The organism is Microbacterium sp. NPDC008134 (genome assembly GCF_042957055.1).
Lineage (GTDB): Bacteria > Actinomycetota > Actinomycetes > Actinomycetales > Microbacteriaceae > Microbacterium.
This window is the reverse complement of the sequence record NZ_JBIBHO010000003.1, coordinates 1-21,878: the sequence shown is the minus strand read 5'-3', so window position 1 is coordinate 21,878 and position 21,878 is coordinate 1. Positions and strand designations below refer to the sequence as shown.

The 21,878-nt window shown below is 70.5% G+C and carries 19 protein-coding genes; 10 read left to right on the top strand and 9 right to left on the bottom strand.

Annotation, left to right across the window (positions count from 1 at the left end):
- Nucleotides 1–52: 52 nt before the first annotated feature.
- Entirely contained in the window at nucleotides 53–538 is a 486-nt protein-coding gene (locus ACFY9N_RS13650; RefSeq protein WP_391479271.1) for an FBP domain-containing protein, read from the top strand.
- Between the two features lie 11 nt (nucleotides 539–549).
- Here ACFY9N_RS13650 and ACFY9N_RS13645 read toward each other — a convergent pair whose 3' ends face one another.
- Genes ACFY9N_RS13645 through ACFY9N_RS13630 form a run of 4 tightly spaced genes read right to left on the bottom strand, consistent with a single transcriptional unit; the run spans nucleotide 550 to nucleotide 4,520 of the window.
- Complete coding sequence (locus ACFY9N_RS13645) at nucleotides 550–1,392, bottom strand: PaaX family transcriptional regulator C-terminal domain-containing protein (protein WP_391479270.1); 843 nt, start codon at nucleotides 1,390–1,392, stop codon at nucleotides 550–552.
- The gene (locus tag ACFY9N_RS13640; RefSeq protein WP_391479268.1) at nucleotides 1,389–2,663 is read right to left on the bottom strand and encodes a kynureninase; all 1,275 of its coding nucleotides are present in this window, start codon (nucleotides 2,661–2,663) and stop codon (nucleotides 1,389–1,391) included. Before ACFY9N_RS13640 ends, ACFY9N_RS13645 begins: the two co-directional genes overlap by 4 nt.
- A 1-nt stretch (nucleotide 2,664) precedes the next feature.
- Nucleotides 2,665–3,621, bottom strand: coding sequence for an amidohydrolase family protein (locus ACFY9N_RS13635; RefSeq protein WP_391479267.1), 957 nt, complete (start codon nucleotides 3,619–3,621; stop codon nucleotides 2,665–2,667).
- On the bottom strand, nucleotides 3,621–4,520 hold the full coding sequence (locus ACFY9N_RS13630; RefSeq protein ID WP_391479266.1) for a tryptophan 2,3-dioxygenase: 900 nt from the start codon (nucleotides 4,518–4,520) through the stop codon (nucleotides 3,621–3,623). The genes ACFY9N_RS13635 and ACFY9N_RS13630 overlap by 1 nt, the downstream gene beginning before the upstream one ends.
- A gap of 91 nt (nucleotides 4,521–4,611) precedes the next feature.
- Between ACFY9N_RS13630 and ACFY9N_RS13625 the strand changes: the two genes are divergently transcribed.
- Nucleotides 4,612–6,105 (top strand): glutamate-cysteine ligase family protein, encoded by a 1,494-nt coding sequence (locus tag ACFY9N_RS13625; protein ID WP_391479265.1) that lies wholly within the window; start codon nucleotides 4,612–4,614, stop codon nucleotides 6,103–6,105.
- A gap of 187 nt (nucleotides 6,106–6,292) precedes the next feature.
- Here the strand turns inward: ACFY9N_RS13625 and ACFY9N_RS13620 are convergent, their stop codons facing one another.
- The 5 genes from ACFY9N_RS13620 to ACFY9N_RS13600 all read right to left on the bottom strand — a co-directional run bounded on the left by ACFY9N_RS13620 (nucleotide 6,293) and on the right by ACFY9N_RS13600 (nucleotide 12,401).
- Nucleotides 6,293–7,372, bottom strand: coding sequence for an alpha/beta hydrolase (locus ACFY9N_RS13620; protein WP_391479263.1), 1,080 nt, complete (start codon nucleotides 7,370–7,372; stop codon nucleotides 6,293–6,295).
- Between the two features lie 127 nt (nucleotides 7,373–7,499).
- Complete coding sequence (locus ACFY9N_RS13615) at nucleotides 7,500–8,054, bottom strand: ECF transporter S component (RefSeq protein ID WP_391479262.1); 555 nt, start codon at nucleotides 8,052–8,054, stop codon at nucleotides 7,500–7,502.
- A complete protein-coding gene (locus ACFY9N_RS13610) occupies nucleotides 8,054–8,797 on the bottom strand; it encodes a siderophore-interacting protein (protein WP_391479261.1) in 744 nt (247 codons plus the stop codon). The genes ACFY9N_RS13615 and ACFY9N_RS13610 overlap by 1 nt, the downstream gene beginning before the upstream one ends.
- Nucleotides 8,797–10,566, bottom strand: coding sequence for an ABC transporter ATP-binding protein (locus ACFY9N_RS13605; RefSeq protein ID WP_391479259.1), 1,770 nt, complete (start codon nucleotides 10,564–10,566; stop codon nucleotides 8,797–8,799). The genes ACFY9N_RS13610 and ACFY9N_RS13605 overlap by 1 nt, the downstream gene beginning before the upstream one ends.
- Nucleotides 10,563–12,401: an ABC transporter ATP-binding protein gene (locus tag ACFY9N_RS13600; protein WP_391479258.1), complete on the bottom strand. Its 1,839-nt coding sequence runs from the start codon at nucleotides 12,399–12,401 to the stop codon at nucleotides 10,563–10,565. Before ACFY9N_RS13600 ends, ACFY9N_RS13605 begins: the two co-directional genes overlap by 4 nt.
- A 132-nt stretch (nucleotides 12,402–12,533) precedes the next feature.
- Here ACFY9N_RS13600 and ACFY9N_RS13595 point away from each other — a divergent pair, with 132 nt between their 5' ends.
- From ACFY9N_RS13595 to ACFY9N_RS13560, 8 genes are all read left to right on the top strand, one after another.
- Nucleotides 12,534–13,235 carry a TetR/AcrR family transcriptional regulator gene (locus ACFY9N_RS13595; protein WP_391479256.1) on the top strand — a complete coding sequence of 234 codons (702 nt, stop codon included), beginning with the start codon at nucleotides 12,534–12,536 and terminating at the stop codon, nucleotides 13,233–13,235.
- On the top strand, nucleotides 13,232–14,029 hold the full coding sequence (locus ACFY9N_RS13590) for a helix-turn-helix domain-containing protein (protein ID WP_391479255.1): 798 nt from the start codon (nucleotides 13,232–13,234) through the stop codon (nucleotides 14,027–14,029). The genes ACFY9N_RS13595 and ACFY9N_RS13590 overlap by 4 nt, the downstream gene beginning before the upstream one ends.
- A 141-nt stretch (nucleotides 14,030–14,170) precedes the next feature.
- A complete protein-coding gene (locus ACFY9N_RS13585) occupies nucleotides 14,171–15,187 on the top strand; it encodes an ABC transporter substrate-binding protein (RefSeq protein WP_391479254.1) in 1,017 nt (338 codons plus the stop codon).
- Complete coding sequence (locus tag ACFY9N_RS13580) at nucleotides 15,187–16,257, top strand: FecCD family ABC transporter permease (protein ID WP_391479253.1); 1,071 nt, start codon at nucleotides 15,187–15,189, stop codon at nucleotides 16,255–16,257. Before ACFY9N_RS13585 ends, ACFY9N_RS13580 begins: the two co-directional genes overlap by 1 nt.
- Entirely contained in the window at nucleotides 16,254–17,303 is a 1,050-nt protein-coding gene (locus ACFY9N_RS13575; protein ID WP_391479251.1) for a FecCD family ABC transporter permease, read from the top strand. Before ACFY9N_RS13580 ends, ACFY9N_RS13575 begins: the two co-directional genes overlap by 4 nt.
- Complete coding sequence (locus ACFY9N_RS13570; protein ID WP_391479250.1) at nucleotides 17,300–18,151, top strand: ABC transporter ATP-binding protein; 852 nt, start codon at nucleotides 17,300–17,302, stop codon at nucleotides 18,149–18,151. Before ACFY9N_RS13575 ends, ACFY9N_RS13570 begins: the two co-directional genes overlap by 4 nt.
- Nucleotides 18,148–19,806, top strand: a complete 1,659-nt coding sequence (locus ACFY9N_RS13565) for an ABC transporter transmembrane domain-containing protein (RefSeq protein WP_391479249.1) — start codon at nucleotides 18,148–18,150, stop codon at nucleotides 19,804–19,806. Before ACFY9N_RS13570 ends, ACFY9N_RS13565 begins: the two co-directional genes overlap by 4 nt.
- On the top strand, nucleotides 19,803–21,536 hold the full coding sequence (locus tag ACFY9N_RS13560) for an ABC transporter ATP-binding protein (RefSeq protein ID WP_391479247.1): 1,734 nt from the start codon (nucleotides 19,803–19,805) through the stop codon (nucleotides 21,534–21,536). Before ACFY9N_RS13565 ends, ACFY9N_RS13560 begins: the two co-directional genes overlap by 4 nt.
- Nucleotides 21,537–21,878: the final 342 nt, after the last annotated feature.

Genomic DNA, 21,878 nt, shown 5'->3' with positions numbered 1-21,878 from the left:
CTTCCTCGACTCGCCCTCCTGTGGCGAGCACCAGACGAAAGCATCCGTTCCCATGCGTCCCATCGACGAGCGCGCCATCCGCGCCTCCTTCCGCAATGCCTCTCGCAAAGAGGTCTCCGACCTGAACCTGCCCGCGGGCTTCGCCGACATCGACTTCGACCGCCTCGACTATCTCGGCTGGGTCGACCCCAAGGCGCCCCGTCGCGCCTACGTGATCGCCGAGTCCGGCGACGGGTTCACCGGCGCCCTGCTGCAGCAGGCCGAGCAGCGCGTGATCGCGCGCGCCCAGTGCTCCTGGTGCGAAGACGTCACGCTCCGCAACGACGTGCAGCTGTTCACCGCGCGCAAGACCGGTCCGGCCGGTCGCAAGGGCGATACGGTCGGCACCCTCGTGTGCGCGAACTTCGGATGCTCCGCCAATGTGCGCCGGCTTCCCCCGCTCGCCTACGAGGGGTTCGACCGCGAGCTCGCGCGCGACCTGCGCATCGTGAAGCTCGGCGAGCACGTGCGCGCCTTCCTCGCAGGCCTCGACGGCTGAGGAGACGCTCGTCAGCCCCCGGCCACCGCGCGCACGTGCGCGGTGGCCGGGCCTTCGAGCGTCTCCGACAACCACGCGAACTCGGCGAAGCTGCGGGTGCCGGGCCAGTCGTCGGGCAGCATCGACGGCGGCAGGCCCGGGTCGAGGTAGGGGAGGGTGCGCCAGCGATCGAGCAGGTGCACGTACGCGGCGAACGGCTCGGCGGGCAGCGTCGTGAGCGACTCCTGGAACCGGCGGTGCTCCGTGGCGAGAGCCTCGAGATCCCACCAGCGCGCGGCGGCCTCAGCCGGGGTGCCCGACCCGACCGGCATCCCGGCGGGGAAGAGCGTGACCCACTTCCGCGCCCCGACCTCGTCGACGATCTGCCGAACCTCGTCCTGCAGGTGCCCGGGGCAGATCCACAGGGCCGACGACACGACCCCCGCGCCGATCCAGTGCAGGCGACGCCGCAGCTGATGCCGCACCGCCCGCTCGGTCTCGGGGATCGAGAACGACACGAGGCACCAGGGGTCGGCGTCCGTCATCTGCCGCATCGCGAAGATGCGCCGATCGCCGCGCTGCAGCATCGCCAGGGCCGCCGGGTTCAGCCGGTAGCCGACCGCGTCGCGCCGCTCGGGCAGCAGCAGGCCCTTCTGCTTGAGGCGCGTGATGCCCGTGCGGGCCTGCGCGGGCTCGATGCCGAGATCGCCGGCGAGCGTGACGAGATCGGCGGTCGAGATCCAGCCGAGCGGCCGCAGGAACAACCCGACGACCGTGCGCAGCAGCGAGGCGGTGCTGCCGGGACGCGCATCGATGTCGTCGACGACGGCTGCCACCACCGTCGTCCCCGTCGCGCCCTCGGCCGTCGTCGTCATGCGCGCAGGGCGTCGCGCACCGCGAGTACGCCCGTCACGGTCTCGACGTGCGAGGTGCTCAGCGGCGACAGACCCAGGCGGATGCCGTCGGGGAACCGGAAGTCGGGGATGATGCCCTCGGACCAGAGCTTCTTCGTGACCTCGCGGAAGTCGGGGTGGCCGATCGTCACGTGGCCACCGCGCAGGTCGGCGTCGCGCGGGCTGAGCAGCCGCACGTCCAGCGGCGCGAGCACCTCGTCGAACGCCCGCACGGCGAGATCGGTGAGCGAGCGGGACTTGGTGCGCACGGCGTCGATCCCGGACTCCTCGATCAGGTCGAGCATTCCCTGCATCGCGAGCATCGAGGTGACCGGCGGGGTGCCGCTGAGCAGCTGGCGGATGTCACCGGCCGGCACGTACTCGGGGCCCATCGCGAAGATGTCGGCGGCGCTCCACCATCCCTGGATCGGCTGGCGCAGCGTGCCCTGGTGGGCGCGGTTGAGGTAGGCGAACGCGGGGGACCCGGGACCGCCGTTCAGGTACTTGTAGGTGCAGCCGACCGCCATGTCGACACCCCAGGCGTCGAGCTGCATCGGCACGACGCCGGCCGAGTGGCACAGGTCCCACATCATGAGCGCGCCCGAGGCGTGCACGGCATCCGTGATCGCGGGCATGTCGGCCAGCGCGCCGGAGCGGTAGTCGACGTGACTGAGCGAGACGAGCGCGGTGCGCTCCGACACCACGGCCGCGACGTCGGCGACGCTCACCCCGAGCACGGGGTCGGGCTCGATCCAGCGCAGCGTCATCCCGGTCTCGGCGGCCACGCCCTCGGCGAGGAAGCGGTCGGTGGGGAAGTTGCCCTTCTCGATCACGAGCTCGGTGCGGGCGGGGTCGGCGGCGGACGCCGCGCGCATGAGCTTGTAGATGAGCACGCTGGTCGAGTCGGCGACGACGGTCTGCCCGGATGCTGCGCCGAGGGCCACGCGACCGATGCGGTCGCCGAGCTCCATGGGCAGTGCCATCCACTGCTCGTCCCACGAACGGATGAGGCGCGTGCCCCAGTCCTCGCGCGCGAAGGCCGCGAGGCGCTCCGGGATGTCGCGCAGGGGGCGGCCGAGCGAGTTGCCGTCGAGGTAGGCATCGACGCCCGGGGCATCGGCGAAGGCGTCGAGGTGGGCCCGGAGCGGGTCGGCGGCGTCGAGGGCGCGAGCGCTGTCGAGAAGTGCGCTGTCGAGAAGTGCGCTGTCGATGAGGGCGGAGTCGCGGGGCTCGGAGTCGCGGAGTTCGGTCATGTCACACCTTCAGGTCGGTGGGGGAGAGTCGGCGGGCGTGCAGGAGGTCGGCGGTCGCGGGTGATGCACCGGGGAAGAAGAGGAGGCTCTCGGCGCCGCGGGCGTCGACGGGAGCGAGTGCCCGGAGGAGGGCCGCGTCGTCGAGCCCGGCGTCGCGCAGCGCGTTCACTTCGGCGGGATTGAGATCGACCGGCGTCGGACCGTTGCCCATATCGGTGCCGTAGAGCACCGCACCTCCGGCCGCGTGGAAGCGGCGGACGTTGTCGATCGCCGTGACGCGGGCCGCGTCCTCGTGGATGGCGAGGGTCGAGATCCACGCGACGGATGCCGCCTGCGCGGCGATCTCGTCGTCGTCGAGCACCTCGGTGAACGGCGCATGCGCGAGGCGCGCGACGCCGAGGCGGGCGATCCGCTGCGCCTCGCCCGGACCCTCGGCATGGGCGGTGACCGGGAGGCCGCGGGCCGCCGCGAGATCGACGATCGTGCGGACGAGCTCGTCGCCGAACACGGGACCTGCGGCCGTGTTGCTGGCCACCTTGACGCAGTACGCCCCGGCATCCGCCATCTCGGCGACCGCCTCGGCGGCCTGAGCCGCGTCGATGATCTCGCGCACCGATCCCGCGGGCGCCCATGCGCGGTCGGAGGGGTAGCCGCCCGGGGCGGTGAGGAAGGCGCCGGCGTACTCGAGCCGGACGGGGGCGATCCCGGCGCCGAGCCGTGCGATGTCCGTCACATTCGCCCCGAGGTCGACGACCCGACCCAGGAGCGACCCCGACAGGCCCGCGGTCTCGACGAGCTGCAGGTGCACGTGGTGGTCGGTGAACCCGCCGGTGACGACGCCGTCGAGCCGGGGCAGCCCGGTGGTGGCGAGGTCGTCGCGCACGAGCATCCGATCGCCGACCGTGTCGACCACGCCCTCGCGCCATCCCTCGCCGTCGAAGAAGGTCGCGGAGAACATCAGCCGCCGATCTCCGTACGCACGGCGTACAGCTCGGGGAAGAAGGTGAGATCGAGCGCGCGCTGCAGGAATCCGACGCCGCTCGACCCGCCGGTGCCGACCTTCATGCCGATCGTTCGGGCCACGGTCTTGAGGTGGCGGAAGCGCCAGAACTGGAAGTTGTCCTCGAGATCGACGAGGTCTTCGCACGCCTCGTAGAGGTCCCAGTAGCGGCTCGGGTCCTGGTAGATCTCGCGGATCGCGGGAACGAGGTCGGGGGTCATCCGGTAGGGCTGGCGCACGTCGCGGTCGAGGATGTCGGCCGGGATCGGCAGTCCGCGGCGCGCGGCGAAGCGCAGGAACTCGTCGTAGAGGGTGGGCTTCTCCCACTCGGCGGTGAGCAGTGCGAGGTTCGCCGGGTGGTCGCGGAAGACGCCGAGCATCTTCTCGTTCTTGTTACCGAGGGCGAACTCCACCGCGCGGTACTGCACCGACTGGAAGCCCGAGGAGTTGCCCAGCGCCCCGCGGAATTGCGCGTACTCGGTGGGCGTGAGGGTGGCGAGCACCGCCCACTGCTGGGTCATGACATCTTGGATGCGCTTCACTCGGGCGATGCGCTTGAGGGCTTCGCGCAGGTCGTCGCGGGCGAGCAGCTCGCGCGCCGACGAGAGCTCGTGCAGCAACTGCTTGAGCCACAGCTCGGTGGTCTGGTGCTGGATGATGAACAGCATCTCGTCGTGGTGCTCGGGGCTGCTCACCGGGTGCTGCGCCGTGAGCAGCTGGTCGAGGGCGAGGTACGACCCGTAGGTCATCTTGCCCGTGAGGTCGGTCACGATCCCGCCCTCGAGCGCGCGCGTGTTCTCGCCGGTGATGCTCTCGGTGGCGGGGGTGCTCTCGGGATTCGGATGCTCGACGCTCATGCGGCCAAACATATAACGCATGTGCCGCTCGTCACAATGGTGAAATGTCAAGGGGTGGGGACGTTCAGGGTGCGGCCACTACCGTCGAGGGATGGGTGACAGCATCGACGAGCGCAGCTTCACGCGCCAGGACCGCACGAGATTCCGCGCCAAGAACGAACGCTGCCTCGACGCGCTCGCCGAGATGCTCGCCGACGGACGCTTCGACGACGCCGCGCCCCAGCTCGGCCTCGAGATCGAACTCAATCTCGTCGATCCGTCCGGCGACCCGGCCATGGCCAACGAGCAGGCTCTCGAGGCGATCGCGAGTCCCGCGTTCCAGACCGAGCTCGGTCGCTTCAACATCGAGCTGAACGTCGCGCCGCGTCCGATCGGCGGCGGGCGCACCCGAGACCTCGAGACCTCGTTGCGCCACGCCCTGAACGAGGCGGATGCCCGGGTGCAGGCCGCCACCGGCAACGCGATCGCGATGATCGGGATGCTGCCGACGCTCGACGAGCACCACTTCACCGAGCGCTGGATCTCCGATGACCCGCGGTACAGCGCGCTCGGCGAGCAGGTGCTCGCGGCGCGCGGAGAGGACATCGAGCTGAAGCTGGAGGGCGTGCCGCTCCCGGGCGGACCCCGCGAGAACCTCGACATCGTCACCGACACGATCCTCCCCGAGGCCGCCTGCACCTCGGTGCAGTTGCACCTGCAGGTCGAGCCCGACTCCTTCGCCCCGTACTGGAACGCCGCGCAGGCCATCGCCGGGGTGCAGGTCGCGCTCGCCGCGAACTCCCCGTTCTTCGCGGGCCGCGCCCTGTGGCACGAGACCCGCATCCCGATGTTCGAGCAGGCGACCGACACCCGCTCCCAGGAGCTGAAGAACCAGGGCGTGCGCCCGCGCGTGTGGTTCGGGGAGCGCTGGGTCACCTCCATCTTCGACCTCTTCGAGGAGAACTCGAGGTACTTCCCCGCCCTGCTGCCCGCCGTCACCGACGAGGACCCCTTCGCGGAGCTCGCCGCCGGCCGCGCGCCCTCCCTCGCCGAGCTGCGCATGCACAACGGCACGGTGTACCGGTGGAATCGGCCGATCTACGACACGGTCGACGGCACCGCGCATCTGCGGGTGGAGAACCGCGTGCTGCCGGCCGGGCCGAGTGTGGCCGACGTGCTGGCCGACACGGCGTTCTATTACGGCCTCGTGCGCACGCTCGCCGAGGCCGATCGTCCGCTGTGGACACAGATGAGCTTCGATGCCGCGCGCGAGAACCTGCACGCCGGCGCTCGCGAGGGCATCGATGCCCGGCTGTACTGGCCCGAGGTGGGCTGGGTCGGCGCGCGCGAGCTCGTGCTGCGACGACTGCTGCCGATGGCGGCCGAGGGACTCGACGCCTACGACGTCGATCCGGCCGCACGCGATCGGTATCTCGGCATCATCGAGCAGCGCTGCGTGACCGGGCGCAACGGGGCCACGTGGCAGCGCGGGAACGTCGCCGCGCGGGAGCAGGCGGGCGAGTCGCGGGTCGATGCTCTGCACGGCATGCTGCGCGACTACCTCGACCGCGCCGCCGACGGCGGCCCCGTGCACACCTGGGACTGACGCCCGCCTCTGCGCGCACGCGTGCCCTGCCCCCCTGCGGATCCGCGACACGTATGTGTGTCGAAACCCATCGCCCGCGTCGAAACCCATCACCCGCGTCGTCGGCGACGGTGGGTCTCGACGCGCATGGTGGGTTTCAGTCCACACCGGCCAACCGGCCAACCGGCCAACAGAGCGGCGCCCCGCGTCAGCGGGTCGTGTGCGCGTCGAGGAAGTCGAGCGTCTTCTGCAGGGCGGTCCGGGCATCCGGCATATCGAGGTGGAACTGGTACTCGTGGGGGAGCGCCGGTTCGTGGTCCCTCGGCCAGAACTGGTCGGTGACCTCGACCCCGAGCTCGTCGAGCCGCTTCGCCATCGGGATCGACTGCAGCCAGGTGAGGCCGTCGCCGTTGCCGCCCGAGATGTAGGTCGCGGGGAAGTCGGCGGTCACCCAGTCCACAGTCGACATCGTCGCGCCCGTCGAGTCCTCGGCCCAGGTCTTGGTGCCGGAGTACGCCCACATCGCCGACTTGAAGCCCCAGCCGGCGATGCCGTCGAGCTGCGCGAGCGCCGACAGGTCGTGGACACCGCAGTTGAGCACGGTGGCGACGAGCTGCGATGCCTCGATGGCGGGGGTGACGTCCATGATCTCGGCGTAGTCGGGGCTCGTGATGAGGGTCGCCATCTGGCTGGCGAGCTGGGCTCCGGCGGAGTCGCCGGCGAGCACGATCTGCGTGGGGTCGACGCCCAGGTCCGCCGCATGCTCGTCGATGTACGCGAGCGCCTCGTTGAGCTGGTTCACGGCGAGCGGATACACACCCTCCGGGCCGATCGTGTAGTTCACGCCGATGGTCGTGTACCCCTCGCCGGCGAGGATGCGCAGGTACGGATCGACGTTCTCCTTGGCTCCCGAGATCCAGGCGCCGCCGTGGATCCACACGACCGTGGGCAGTGGGCCGGTGGCGGATGCCGGCGAAAAGACGTCCATCGTGGTGTCGCCGCCGCGGTCGCCGTAGGCCACGTCGAGCTGCTCGGTGAGCTTCGTGTCGGGCACGTGCTTGTCCATCTCGGCGGCGGTCTCGTCGCCGCCCTTCGTGAAGACGGCGCGGATGATCATCGCCGATGGCCACGGGGTGAGCGTGCCCACGATCGCGACCACCGCGGCCACTCCGGCGACGCATGCGACGGCGATCTTCGTCCGCCGCCACGGACGCCGCGCTTTCCCGGCATCCGCGTTTCCGGCATCCGTCTTCCGGTGCCGGGCGGTCTCGTCTCCGTGCGCGCTCATCCGATTCCCTCTCCGCGCACCAGTGTGGCAGGTTCACACCCTTTCGAATCGCTCACTTCGCAGTATTCGGGGCGGAAGAACGACGAAGTGAGCGATTCGAAAGCCGGAAAGGGACGGATGACGGACGTCAGGCCGTGGCGCGCTCGCGGCGCAGCCCGCGGGTCACGCCGGTGCGGTCGAGCTGCTTCGCGGCCGCGCGCGCGATCCAGGTCGTCGCCACCGCGCTCGCCGCAGCGAGCGGGTAGACCGCGAGACGCACGGCATCCGGGGTGTCGGCGGCGAAGATCGCCTGCGCCGGGAACGCATAGGCGAGCCCGATGAGTCCGTTGGCGACGTAGAACAACCACGTCGGCCACTTGCGGTACAGCGTGGCGAGGAACGGCAGCTCCTGGCACAGCCCCACGGTGGCGGTCGACAGCACGGTCGAGAATCCGTAGGGCGTGAACGGGCCGATCACGAGGCCGGCGATGAAGGTGGTCAGCAACGCGACGCCGGGGCGGTGCGTGAGGGTCTGCATGAGCACGCCGCCGAAGAACCAGAAGCCGAGCAGCACGGTGTACACCAGGGGTGCGGCGGCGATCGCGGCGCTCGAGAAGATGCCGAAGATCGGCAGCAGCAGGATGCCGTTCGCGACGCCGATCGCGGCGCACGTGAGCAGGACGCGGGTGGGGAGGTTCTTCATCAGCCGGTGGCCTTACCTTCGATCCAGTAGAACTGCGTGAAATGGTGACCTCGGTCGAGGCCCAGGTGTTCGCGGAATGCTCCGCGCACGTTCTTGACGAGCGTCTTCTCGCCCGCGCCCCAGCCGTAGATCCCCTCGCCGGGAGACACGGCGGCGCGCACGGCGTCGGCAAGGGCGGCCCCCCGGTCGCCCTCGCGCGTCACCCACTCCCACGTGCCGTTCTCCCGGATGATCTGGGGCAGGGAACCGCGATCGGCGTGGTCCTCCTCGACGAACACGCGGCAGGTGACGGCATCCGGCACGGATTCGAGCCACGTGTTGATCGCGGGCAGCGCCGTCGAGTCGCCGGCGAGCACGAGCGTGGTCGTGCCGTCGGGGATGTCGATGCGCGCCGGGGTCAGCGCGACTTCGAGCGTGTCGCCGAGGGATGCCGTCTTCGCCCAGTCACCCGCGGGGCCGGCGACGTCGTGCAGTACGAAGTCGAGGCTGAACGTCGAGGTCTCGGCATCCAGGGTCACGAACGTGTAGCCGCGCTGCACGAGGAATCCCTCGCCCTTCGCGGGATGCGGAACCCAGAGCCGCAGCCACAGCGTGGGGAACCCGTCGACGGACGCCGTGACCTCCGGGGCCCGGAAGACGATCCGCCGGTACCAGGGCGTGTAGTCCTCGATGGCGACGACCTGGGCGGGGTGATTGGCGATGCGCATCAGGCGCATCATCCCGCGCTGCCAGTTCGCGGCCATCAGCGCACCGCCTCGGTCGCGGCGGCATCGACGGCGTCGGATGCCGGCGCCAGATGCCACCCGGATGCCCGGGAGCGCTCGTTCCAGAAGTCGGCGTAGCGTCCACCGGCGGCGAGCAGTTCGTCATGCGTGCCGCGCTCGACGATGCGCCCCTGGTCGAGGAACAGGATCTGGTCGGCGTGCCGGATCGTCGCCAGTCGGTGCGCGACGACCATGACGGTCTTGTCGCGCGTGAGCTCGTGGATGCCGCGCACGACCGCCGCCTCGTTCTGCGGATCGAGGGCGCTGGTGGCCTCGTCGAGCAGCACGATGGGGGCATCCTTCAGCAGCGCGCGGGCGATCGAGACCCGCTGGCGTTCGCCGCCCGAGAGCGAGGTGCCGCCTTCGCCGACGTTCGTGTCCCAGCCCTCGGGGAGGCGCTCCACGATCTCGTCGACGCGCGCGACCTCTGCCGCGCGTGCGAGGTCGTCGGCCGAGGCATCCGCTCGTCCGATGCGCACGTTCTCGGCGATCGACTGGTGGAAGAGGTAGACGTCCTGGAAGACGAGCGAGAACTGCTCCATGAGCGTGGTCGAGGAGTAGTCGGAGATCGCGTGACCGCCGACCTCGATGCCTCCTGCGTCGACGTCGTGGAAGCGCGAGGCGAGCCGCAGCAGCGTGGTCTTGCCGCTGCCGCTCGGGCCGACGAGCGCGGTCGTCGTGCCGGCCGGCACGGTGAAGGAGACGCCGTCGATCACGCGCTCGCCGGACCCGTACGCGAACGAGACGTCGGTGAAGCGCACGCCCGCGTCGCGCGGCTGTACGACGGCATCCGTCTCGGGCAGCGTCGGGGTCTCGAGGAGTTCGGTGATGCGGTCGGCGGCGTTCGCCGCACCGCGCACGGCGGTCGACAGTTCGGCGGCCTGGTTCAGCGGATCGATGAAGCGGGAGCTGACCGCGATCAGCGCGATCGCCGCGGGGACGGAGAGCGTGCCGCCCGAGGCGAACGAGATCACGAGGTAGACGAGCGCGATGAAGGTGAGCTGCACGAGGAACGAGAACACGACGAGACCGGGCACCGAGGCGAACACGAGTCCGCGGCCGACGCGGCGCTGGGCGGTGAGGGCGTTCTGCAGGCCGCGGTTGCCCGTGGTCGCCGATCCGAAGGCGCGGAGCACGGGCTGCGCCTGCGCGAACTCGATCACCCGCGAGTTCGATTCCTCGGCCGCGGTGTGCGCCCGCGCCTCGGCCCGCGAGTACACGCCCTGGCCCCAGCGGTTCACGAGGTAGAGCAGCGGGGCACTGATCACCATCGCGAGCGACACGCGCGCGTCGAGGAACAGCATGCCGACCACGACTCCCGCCGGTACCAGGATGCCGGTGACCAGCGGCGTGAGGAGATGTGCGAACACGCCCATCGCGTCCTTGACGCTGCTGCTGATCAGGCGCGACACCCGCCCCGCGGTCGCCGAGCCGAACCAGCCGAGGGGGAGGGCGGCGATGTGGTCGCCGAGGCGGGTCTGCAGCGAGTGCATCATGCCGGTGCCGATCTTCAGGCCCTGGACGGCTTGGCGGTATCCGGTGACGAACACCACCACGACGGCGACGGCGATGCCCGCCGTCCACGCCCACGCGGTGACGAGGTCGCCCTGGAAGAGCGCGTCGAGCAGAGGCATGAGGAAGACGTAGGCGGTGGACTGGGCGAGTGCGTAGACCACGATCGTCGCCAGATACAGCGGGATCATCCCGCGGTACGGGTCGGGCACGAGACGCAGGACCTTGCGGATCATGCGGTCACCTCCAGGCTGTCGAGTTCGGTATCCGCGTCGTCGAGGCTCTCCACCTCGGTGAGGGCACGCTCGTTCGCGGCCCACAGGCGCGAGAAGAGTCCGTCACCGGCGCGGAGTTCCGCGGGGGTGCCGCGCTCGACGATGCGCCCTTGGTCGAGCACGACGATCTGGTCGACGTCGACGATGGTGTGCAGTCGGTGCGCGATCACGAGCACCGTGCGGTCGGCGACGAGCACGGCCAGGGCGTCCTGGATCGCGGCCTCCGACTCCGGGTCGGCGAACGCGGTCGCCTCGTCGAGCACCAGCACCGGGGCATCCGCGAGCAGGGCGCGGGCGATCGAGAGACGCTGCGCCTCCCCACCGGAGAATCGCGCGTCGACGCCGATCTCCGAGTCGTAGCCGCGGGGCAGTTCGAGGATGCGGTCGTGGATCTGGGCGGCGCGGCATACGGCCTCGAGCGCGGTGTCGTCGGCATCCGCCTTCGCCAACCGCAGGTTCTCGCGCACCGTGCCGGCGATGAGCTGCACGTCCTGCAGCACGAACCCGACCGAGCGGTACAGGTCGGCTGAGCGGATGTCGCGCAGGTCGTGTCCGTCGAGGGTGATGCGTCCGCCGGTCACGTCGTAGAACCGGGGCACGAGGCGGGCGAGGGTCGACTTGCCCGAGCCGCTCGGGCCGACGAGGGCCGTGATCGTGCCGGGGCGCAGCTCGAGGTCGACGCCGTCGAGCACGGTCTGGCCCTCGCGGTACCCGAACGTCACGCCCTCGAACCGCACCAGGCCCGAGGAGGGCGTGGGGCCGGTGGCGGGGTCTGCGAGCTCGGCGGTCTCGCCGAGTTCGTACAGCCGCACGGATGCCGACGACGCCTGGCGCAGTGCCTGCACGCCGTAGCCGAAGGTGAGCACGGTGCCGCCGATGCCGAGTCCGAGCAGGATGAACGGCACGAGGGAAGCGGGCTCCATCAGATCGGCGCCGATGAGGCCGAGCGACGCAAGCAGCACGAGCAGCAGCACGACGACGGGGTTGAGCAGCTGGCTGCCGATCCCCTCGAGACGCGTGATGGGCTTCACCCACGCCTGGAAGAAGGTCGCGTAGCCGTCGACCGCCTCCTGGTAACGGTGGTGGCCCTTGCGGGGCTGGCCGAATGCCCGCACGACCTGGATGCCGTCGACGAACTCGATCGTGGTCTCGGCGACCTGCGTCTGCCACGACTCGTAGGTCGCGAGCTTCGCGCTGTACTCGGGGCCCATGATGCGCGACATCACGCCGGCGTAGAAGACGATAGGCACGATAAGCAGGAGGGCGAGCCGCCAGTCGACGAACAGCAGGTAGGCGAAGGTCGCCAGCGGCAGCGTGAGGGCGCCGATGAACTCGAGGCGCGCGTGGGCGACGAGGTAGTGCAGGGCGTCGACGTCGTTCTGCAGGAGCTTCTTGATCTCGCCCGAGCTGCGCTCGGTGAACCAGCCGAGCGGAACCCGCGAGAGCTTCGCGGCGAGCAGTTGGCGCAGCGTGTACTGGTGCCCGGCGTCGATCAGGTGCGACCAGAGCAGGGCGCCGGACTGCAGCAGTCCGCGCACGCCGAGAATGCCGAGGGCGGTGAGCAGCAGCGCCCACACCCGACTCCAGTCGGGGGTGGAGGTGAGGAGCTCACGGCACACCTCGGCGATGAGGACGAACGGCACGACGGCGCAGAGTGAGGCGATAGCGACGATCGTGCTCGCGATCGTGAGGCGCGTCGACACGGGCCCGAGGATCGCGCGGTCGGCAGCGCGCTGGCGCTGCGTCGCGGTACGGCGTGCGGCCTTCGCGGCGGCGCGTTCGGTGGTGTCTGTCATCCCGGGCCCTTCTTTTGCAAATGTCTATTGCAAAACAGATCGAGCGTAGCGGATGACCGACTCTCCAGGCAAGGTTAGCCTTACCTGACCGCATTCGGGACGGTCGTGGGGCTCCCGAGTACGATGGGGCGGATGCCTGCTCAGCCGCGCCGTGGCCGCCCCCCGCTGACCTCCCGGGAGGCGATCCTCGACGCCGTCCTCGAGATCGGGCTCGATCGGGCGACGACCTCGGCGATCGCCGAGCGCCTCGGCGTCGATCAATCGACGCTCTACCGCCACATCGCAGGCCGCGAGGACATGCTCGACGCCGCCGTCGGGGTCGCGGCAGCCCGTGCGGTCTGGCCCGAGCCCGGCGACGACTGGGCGCAGTACCTGCGCGACTGCGCGCACGCGATGTGGGACATGTTCGCCGCCACGCCGGGCCTCGCCCAGCGCGTGCGGGGCATGACCTCGATGCCCGACGCCTTCGTGTTCCAGGCGTACCGGATCGTCGAGTACCTCACGGTGCGCCTCGGCTTCACCTTCCGCGAGGCCGCGCTCATCGTCGACACGATCGGCGACATGACCGCCGACTCCTACCTCACCATCGAGCTGCTCGACCGTGAGGTCGACGGGGATCGCACGTTCCGCGACCTGGCGATCACGACGATGGAGGATGCCGGGGGAGCGGTGCCCGATCAGCGGATGGCCGAGGAATACCTCGCGGTGATGCGCGACGCGATGGGGCAGCAGGGCGAACCCAGTTCGTGGTGGACCGACAAGGTCGAGCTCGTGATCGACGGGGTGCGCCTGCGGCTCGAACGGCGAGATCGGCTCGATCGGCGAGAACCGTGAGTGAGCCGCTCGAGGGCGACTGGATCCGGGTGCCGCCCGGTTATCTGCTCACGACCTTCGAGTACGACACCGATGATCCGATCGTCTGGCCCGAGCATGCCCACGAGGAGCACGAGCTGCTGTGGTCGGCAGGCGGTATGGCGCGCCTCGAGGCCGACGGCCGAGTGTGGGCGATCCCGCCGGCGCTCGCCGTGTGGGTGCCCTCGCGCATCGTGCACCGGGCCTCGGCCGAGCGGGGAGCGCGCGTGCGCGCGACGTACTTCACGCCCGGTGGTCCGAACACCGTCGCGATGCCGGGAGTCGTCACGGGCGTGGCGATGACCGAGCCGCTGCGCGTGCTCCTCGATCACAATCTGCTCGGCTCCCTCGCCGACGACGCCCGGCTCCGGCTGCAGCGCGTGATCCTCGATCTTCTGATGCCGGCACCTCGGGAGTCCTTCGACCTCGTGATGCCCCGCAGCACCCACCTGCACATGGTCGCGAGCGCGATCCTCACCGACCCCGCCGACAAGCGCACGACCGCCGACTGGGGCTACGAGTGCGGGATGCACGGGCGCACCCTCGCGCGTCAGTTCGAGGCGGAGACCGGGATCACCTTCACGCAGTGGAGGATCCTCGCGCGGATGCAGCTCGCGATCCGCGAGCTCACTCACGGGCGGTCGATCGTGTCGGTCGCGCGTCGGGTCGGCTACCGCAATCCGTCGACGTTCATCGACCATTTCCGATCGCTCACCGGGCAGACTCCGGCGGAGTACGTGCGGGGATCCCGCGGAGAGAAGCCGAACGCGGGCTGAGTGCGTGTACCGAAACCGGTACAGATCGTCCCCTCTGCGGCATGGGTGATCGTCTAGCTTAGGTCAGGCAACCCTTACCAACGCCGGCCGGTTCTCCGCCGGCGTTCTCTCTGCACTCACACCCGCATTCACAGGAGCACCATGTCCCCCCTCTTCTCGGCGCGCCCGAACCGCGCCGTCCGCGTCCTCGGCCTCGCCACGGCATCCGCCGCGGTCCTCGCGCTCGCCGCCTGCAGCGCCCCCGCAGAGGGCGATGCCGCCGGCAGCACCCGCGTCTACGAGAACGAGTTCGGCAGCGTCGAGCTGCCCGAGTCGATCGAGCGCATCGTCTCGGTCGACTTCTACACCCCGGCCGCTCTCATCGACCTGGGCGTGACGCCGGTCGGCGTCGTCAACAGCTACTTCACCGACACCGAGGGCGAGGGAATCCCACTCGAGTACATCGACGCGATCGCGGAGTCGGATGCCGAGTCGATCGGCGAGTACTACGAGCTCAACCTCGAGGCGATCGTCAAGGCCGATCCCGATGTGGTGATCGCGACACAGGACTTCCTCCCCATGGACGACCCGATGCGCGAGGAGATCGAGAAGATCGCCCCGATCATCACGTTCAATGCCCGCGACGGGGAGGCATGGCGCACGCGGGCGACCGAGCTCGCTACGATCCTGGGCAAGGAGGACGACCTCGAGCCCCTCGTCGAGGCCTACGACACTCGCCGTGACGAGGTGGCTGCCGAGTACCCCGAGATCCTGAGCGACTACGCCGTCACGGTGTTCGGGCCCGAGCCCGACGAGTGGGGTACATACTCCGACACGCACTTCATCACCCCCATCCTTCGCGATCTCGGGGCGACCTTCCGCGAGCAGGCGGAAGAGGAGGTCACCGAAGACGGGTTCCCGAGCTGGTTCTCCTACGAAGAACTCGACCGCATCGCCAACGCCGACATCATCTTCATGCGCACCGGCGTCTCGGACGAGCAGCAGGCGGCACTCGACGCGAACACCATCTGGCAGAACCTGCCGGCCGTGCAGAACGGAATGGTCTTCGAGTACATCGACCGCGGACCCACCGGATCGTACGGCTGGGCAATGGGCAATCTCGACGACCTCGAGGCACTGTTCGCCGAGGTGCAGGCGAAGCTCGACGCGCAGGGCTGATGACCGCACCGCTCGCCGACGAGACGACGCGCACCGACCGGCCGACGCCGGCCCCGGTGCGCGTCGTCTCGCGCATCCCCTTCACGCGCGCCCTCTTCCTGGTCGCCGCGGCGATCCTGCTCGTGGTCGTGTTCCTGCTGAGCCTGTGGGTGGGGGCGCGCGGCATCGGCTTCGCCGAGATCTGGCAGGCGCTCTGGCACCCCGACGGCGGCGAGACGTCGTACATCGTGCACGGGATGCGGATGCCGCGGGCGGGCCTGGCGCTGCTCGTCGGCGCCGCTCTCGGCGTCGCGGGCGCGCTGATCCAGGCCCTCACCCGCAATCCGCTCGCCGACACCGGCATCCTCGGCGTCGGGGCGGGCGCGAACGCGGCGGTCGTGGTGGCGATCGGCCTGCTCGGGGTGACCGCGATGTCGCAATACCTGTGGTTCGCCTTCATCGGGGCGATCGTGGTGACCGTACTGGTGTACGCGCTCGGGTCGATCGGCGCGGTGGGGGCGACGCCGATCCGTCTGACGCTCGTCGGTGTCGCGCTCGGCGCCCTGCTCGGCGGCTTCTCGTCGGCGATCACCATGCTGAACCCGAACTCCTTCGACGACATGCTGCGGTGGAGCGCGGGCTCGCTCGCGGGGCGCGGGTGGGACACGCTCGCGACCGTGGCGATCCCGATCCTGCTCGGGCTGCTGCTCGGCGCGGTCTCCGGGCGTCCGCTGAACGCGATCTCGCTCGGCGACGACCTCGCCCGCTCGCTGGGTGCGCATGTGATCCGCACCCGCGTACTCGTGATCATCGCCGTGACGCTCCTCGCGGGCGCGGCGACCGCAGCCGCGGGGCCGATCGGTTTTGTCGGGCTCATGGTGCCGCACGTGGTGCGCTGGTTCACCGGTCCCGATCAGCGCTGGATCATCCCGTTCTCAGCGGTCGGCGCGGCGCTGCTGCTCCTGACCTCCGACGTCGTCGGCCGCGTGGTGCTCGCCCCGCAGGAACTCGAGGTCGGCATCGTCACCGCGTTCGTCGGCGCACCGGTGCTCATCCTCCTCGCCCGCCGAACGAAGGTGAGCGGACTGTGACCTCCACCGTCGACTTCGGCTACCGCCAGCTCGTCGTGCAGCGGCGCGGCGTCTCGGCATCCGTCTCCCTGCGCGCCGTGCTGGTGGTGCTCGTCCTGCTGCTGCTGACCGCGGTCGGGGTCGTCGCCTCGATCGCGACGGGTACCTACGACATGCCGCTCGACGAGGTGATCGGCGGTCTGCTGGGTTCTGCCGACCGCGGTGTCGTGCTCGTCGTGCGCGAATGGCGGATGCCGCGGGCCCTTCTCGCGGCCCTCCTCGGACTCGCGCTGGGGATGTCGGGGGCGATCTTCCAGTCGCTCACCCGCAACCCGCTGGGCTCGCCCGACATCATCGGGTTCTCCTCCGGCTCGTACACCGGGGCCCTGATCGTGCTCCTGGTCACCGGGGGCGGGTACTACGCCATTGCCTCGGGTGCGCTGATCGGCGGCATCGTGACCGCGCTCGTCGTCTTCGTGCTCGCGTACCGGCGGGGTGTGCAGGGGTTCCGCCTGATCATCGTCGGCATCGGGGTCTCGGCCCTGCTCGCGGCGGTGAACACCTACCTCATGCTCAAGGCGACGCCCGAGGAGCAGCTCACCGCGGGGGTGTGGGGCAGCGGGTCGCTCAACGGCGTCTCGATGGCCGAGCTCCTCCCGGTGCTGGTGATCCTGGCACTGCTCGTGCCCGCATCACTCGCCCTGTCGCCCGCGCTACGCGTGCTCGAACTGGGCGACGATGCGGCGGGGTCCCTCGGCGGGCGCCCGACGCTCGTGCGTCTCGCGTCGATCGTGCTCGGCGTCGCGCTGGTCGCTCTCGTGACGGCGGCCGCCGGACCGATCGCCTTCATCGCTCTGGTCGCCCCGCAGATCGCGCGGCGGCTGACCCGCTCGACCGGTGTCGGACCCGTCGCGGCGGGGGCGATGGGGGCGCTGCTCCTGGTCGTCAGCGACTTCCTCGCGCAGCGCGCGTTCGCACCGCTCCAACTCCCCGTCGGCATCGTCACGGTGTCGGTGGGCGGTGTCTACTTCGTCTGGCTCCTGATCCGCGAGACCCGGCGCCGATGACCTCCACTCCGACCGATGACCTCGATGAAGGGTGCCCCGTGGCGACAGCATCCGCCCCGACCTCCCGCCTGCACGCCGACGGCGTGACGATCGGCTACGACCGGCGGGTGATCTCCGAGCGCCTCGACGTGCGCGTGCCCGATCACTCGTTCACCGTGATCGTCGGGCCGAACGCGTGCGGCAAGTCGACGCTGCTGCGCGGCCTCGCGCGTCTTCTCAAGCCCTCGCAGGGAGCGGTGACGCTCGACGGGCGGTCGATCGCGCAGATGCCCTCGAAGGCGCTCGCGCGGGAGGTGGGGTTGCTCCCGCAGACCTCGCTCGCGCCCGACGGCATCGTCGTCGCCGATCTCGTGTCCCGCGGGCGCTACCCGCACCAGAAGCTCATCAAGCAGTGGTCGGCCGACGACGCCAGAGCGGTGGCGGATGCTCTCGCCGCGACGAACACGACCGAGCTGTCGACCCGACTGGTCGACGAACTCTCGGGCGGTCAGCGCCAGCGGGTGTGGGTCGCGATGGCGCTGGCGCAGGAGACGCCGATCCTGCTCCTCGACGAGCCGACCACGTTCCTCGACATCGCGCACCAGATCGAGCTGCTCGAGCTGTTCCGGAGGCTGCACCGCGAGGGCCGTACGCTGGTGGCCGTGCTGCACGACCTGAACCATGCCGCCCGCTACGCGACGCACATCATCGCGATGAAGGACGGCGAGGTGGTCGCCGAGGGTCCGCCGCGCGAGATCGTCACGGCGGAGCTCGTCGAGGAGGTCTTCGGGTTGGAATGCCTCGTGATCGAGGACCCGGTGGCGGGGAGTCCGCTCGTGGTGCCGCTCGGATCGGCGACGCTCCCGTGAGTGCGGGCTCTGCCGGTGCGCTGACGACCGTCGGCGGGGTGTTCCGCGAGGGCGTCTGGGGGCGCGGGCGACGGTTGCGCGCGGCGCTGTCGATCGCGGGTTTCTGCGGGCATCAGCTCGCCGAGGTCATGGTGCCGGTGGCGGTGGGGGTCGTGATCGACCGCGCCATCGCACCGCGCGACCCGGTCGCGCTCGGCTGGGCGCTGGGGTTCCTCGTCGTGGTCTTCGCGGTGCTGATCTGCTCGTGGCAGATGGGTGACCGTTCGGGCACCGTCGTCTACGCCCGGGGCGAGCACGCGCTGCGCCAGGGCGTGCTCGGGCTCGCTCTGCGTCGTCGTGTGCGGCGCCCGGCCGGCGAGGTGCTGACGATCTCGTCGTCGGATGCCGGGCAGACGGCCGGGTTCTTCTGGGTGATCGCCGAGCAGGCGGCCGCGGCGACGGCCGTACTCGTGGCGTGCATCACGCTGCTCGTGATCGCGTGGCCGCTCGCGATCGCGGTGGTGATCGGCACCCTCGTGCAGGCGTTCGTCGTGCACGCGGTGAGCGGTCCGCTGCGGCGGCGCGGGTACGCGGCGCAGAAGCAGGCCGCACGGCTCGACGCGGTGAGCACCGACTTCGCGACCGGACTGCGTGTGCTGGGCGCCCTGGGTGGGGCTCCGCGGGCAGCCGAGCGCTACGTCGCCGAGAGCGCGGTCGCGGCCGAGGCCGCCTACCGCGCCGAGAAGGCGACCGCGGGGCTCACGGCGTTGAACCTGCTGGTGAGCGGTCTCGCCTTCACCGGCATCGCGATGCTCGGCGGATGGCTGGCGCTGGAGGGCGCGATCACGATCGGCGGATTCGTCACGGCCATGGGTCTCGCGCAGACGATCCGGGGACCGCTGCAGTCGCTCGGCTATCTGCCGGCGCAGATCGCGAGCAAGCACGGGTCGGCCACGCGCATCGCCGAGTTCACGGCGGAGGCGGGCGAGGATTCCGCCGAGCGGATGCCGGTGACGGATGCCGTCGGGCCGGCCGCGGGCGGGGTGGTCGCGCGTCTCGACATCGACGGGCGGTTGATCGAGATCCGCGCGGGGGAGGTCACGGGCATCCGTGCCGACCCCGAGCGGATCGCCGACCTCGCGCGCCTGTTCGGCGGGCAGCGCGAGGCCGAGGCGGGCGAGCTGGAGTTGGGCGGGACGGATGCCGCGCACCTCGACGCCGAGGATCTGCGCGCCCGGGTGTTCGCGCCTCCGCACGACGCTGCGGTGTTCAGCGGCACGGCGGCCGAGAACATCGCCGATCCGATCGACGCCGCGCACCTGACGGCATCCGCGTTCGACGAGGTCGTCCGACGGCTGCCGGACGGGCTCGACGAGCGCGTCGGCGAGCGGGGACTGCGCCTCTCGGGCGGACAGCGCCAGCGCCTGTTGCTCGCCCGTGCGCTGCACCAACCGCAGCCGCTCCTGGTGCTGCACGAGCCGACCACGGCGATAGACCCGATCACCGAGGCGCAGGTCGCCGCGGGTCTCGCGGGCGACGGGCGCACGATGCTGCTGCTCACCGACCGCGCCTCGCTGCTCGCGGCGTGCGCTCGGGTGCACGACCTGCGGGACGATCATGATCCGGGCGACGACCGTGATCCGAGCGACGAACGCGACCGGGGGGACGACGCATGAGCGACGAGAAGTTGCCGATCGCGAGCCGTCGCGACACCGCGCGCGGGCTCCTCACGACCCTCGGGCATCGAAGGAGCCTCGTGGCCCTCGCGCTCCTGACGCTCTTCGCCGGTGTCGGGGCCGCCCTCGTCGCCCCCTGGATGATCGGGCTCATGGTCGACGACATCGTCGCCGGCGGCGGAGGTCTGCTGCCGTTCGGGCTGGTGCTCGCGGCATCCGTCTCCCTCGCCGCCGTGCTCACCTGGCTCGGGCGCGTGCTCCTGGCGCGGCTCGGCCAGGGCACGATCCGGGAGGTGCGCGAGGCGGCGTTCCGCACGGCGCTCGCTCAGCCGACGTCGCGGATCGAAGCCGCCGGCACCGGAGACCTGGTGGCCCGGCTCTCGGGCGACGTGCGGGCGGTGGGCGAGGTGGTCGAGGAGGCGCTGCCCGCCTTCCTCACCGCGGTGTTCGGCATCGTGCTGAGCCTGGTGGGTCTGGGGGCGCTCGACTGGCGCTTCGCGCTGGCCGCTCTGTGCGCCGCGCCGATCCAGTTCTTCTCGCTGCGCTGGTTCCTGCGCCGGTCGGCCCCGGTGTACCGCGAGCACCGAGTGGTGGTGGCCGAGCGGGGGCAGCGCACGATCGAGGCCGTGCGCGGAGTCGATACCGTCGCGGCGTTGCGCACCGAAGAGGCGCACCTCGCCCGCATCGCCGATGCCAGTGTGCAGGCGATCGGACTCGAGGTGCGGGCGACCCGGGTGCGCAACGACTTCAACGTGTTCCTCAACGGTGCCGAGCTCGTCGGGCTGTCGGCGGTGCTGGTGGCGGGATACTTCCTCGTGGCCGGTGGTCAGGTGGAGCTGGGGGCCGCGACCGCCGCCGCGCTGTACTTCCTGGGGTTGTTCGGACCGATGGGCAGTCTGCTCTACCGGATCGACGACCTGCAGGATGCCGGGGCCAGCCTCGCGCGTCTGTTCGGGGTGATCGGACTCCCGTCGCCCGCGGCGCGCACCCGTGAGGCTCCCGTCCGTCGCGGCGAGATCGACGTGGCGGAACTGCGGTTCGGCCATCGTCCGGAGCGCGATGACCTCGCCGGCGTCTCGCTGCGCGCGGCCGCGGGCGACAGGATCGCGGTGGTCGGTGCGAGCGGAGCGGGCAAGACGACGCTCGCCCGCGTGCTGGCGGGGGCGCTCCCGGTGGGTAGGGGCGACGTGCGCCACGACGGCCGCGCGATCGAGGAGTGGCATCCGCACGACCTGCAGGATGCCGTGATCATGCTCAGCCAGGAGCCGCACGTGTTCGCGGGAACGGTGCGCGACGACCTGAGTCTGTTCGCGCAGGCCGACGATGCGCGGATGCTCGAGGTCGCGGGTGCGTTGGGGGCGCACTGGATCGCGGCGCTGCCCGAGGGGCTCGATACCGAGGTGGGGGAGTCGGGGCATCCGCTCACCCCGGGGCAGGCGCAGCACCTCGCCCTCGTGCGGGTCGCCCTCTCGGATGCCTCGGTCGTGATACTCGACGAGGCGACTGCGGAGGCGGGGTCGGCCGACTCCGAGATCCTCGATGATGCGGCGGCTCGGGCGATCGGCTCGCGCACGGGGATCGTGATCGCCCACCGACTGTCGCAGGCCATGACAGCCGACCGCATCCTGGTGATGCAGGACGGTCGAGTGGTGCAGTCCGGCACGCACGACGACCTGGTCGAGACCGCCGGCCCCTATGCCGAGCTCTGGGCCGCCTGGACGGCCTGGTGAGGCGATTCCGCGGAAAACCGGGGCGACACGCCCGGCGAACGAGCCGGATTTGCCCGACCCCCGGAATCCACGTAAGTTATTACCTGTTCGCCCCACAGGGAAGCGGAGAGGCCGAGAGCCTCACCCCCCTCAAGCGGAGAACCACCCCCTCATCCACATCAACTCTTCTGAGTGTTCTGGATGCAGGAACTGCCTCATTCCGATGAGCGAGTCGCTGAGATGCGATTTGACAACAGGAACGAGATCAGTAAGATAGAGAAGTTGCCCTTCGGGCCTGGTTGTGATGACTGGGTCGTGGGAGCATCCGATCCTTGAGAACTCAACAGCGTGCACTTGTCAAAT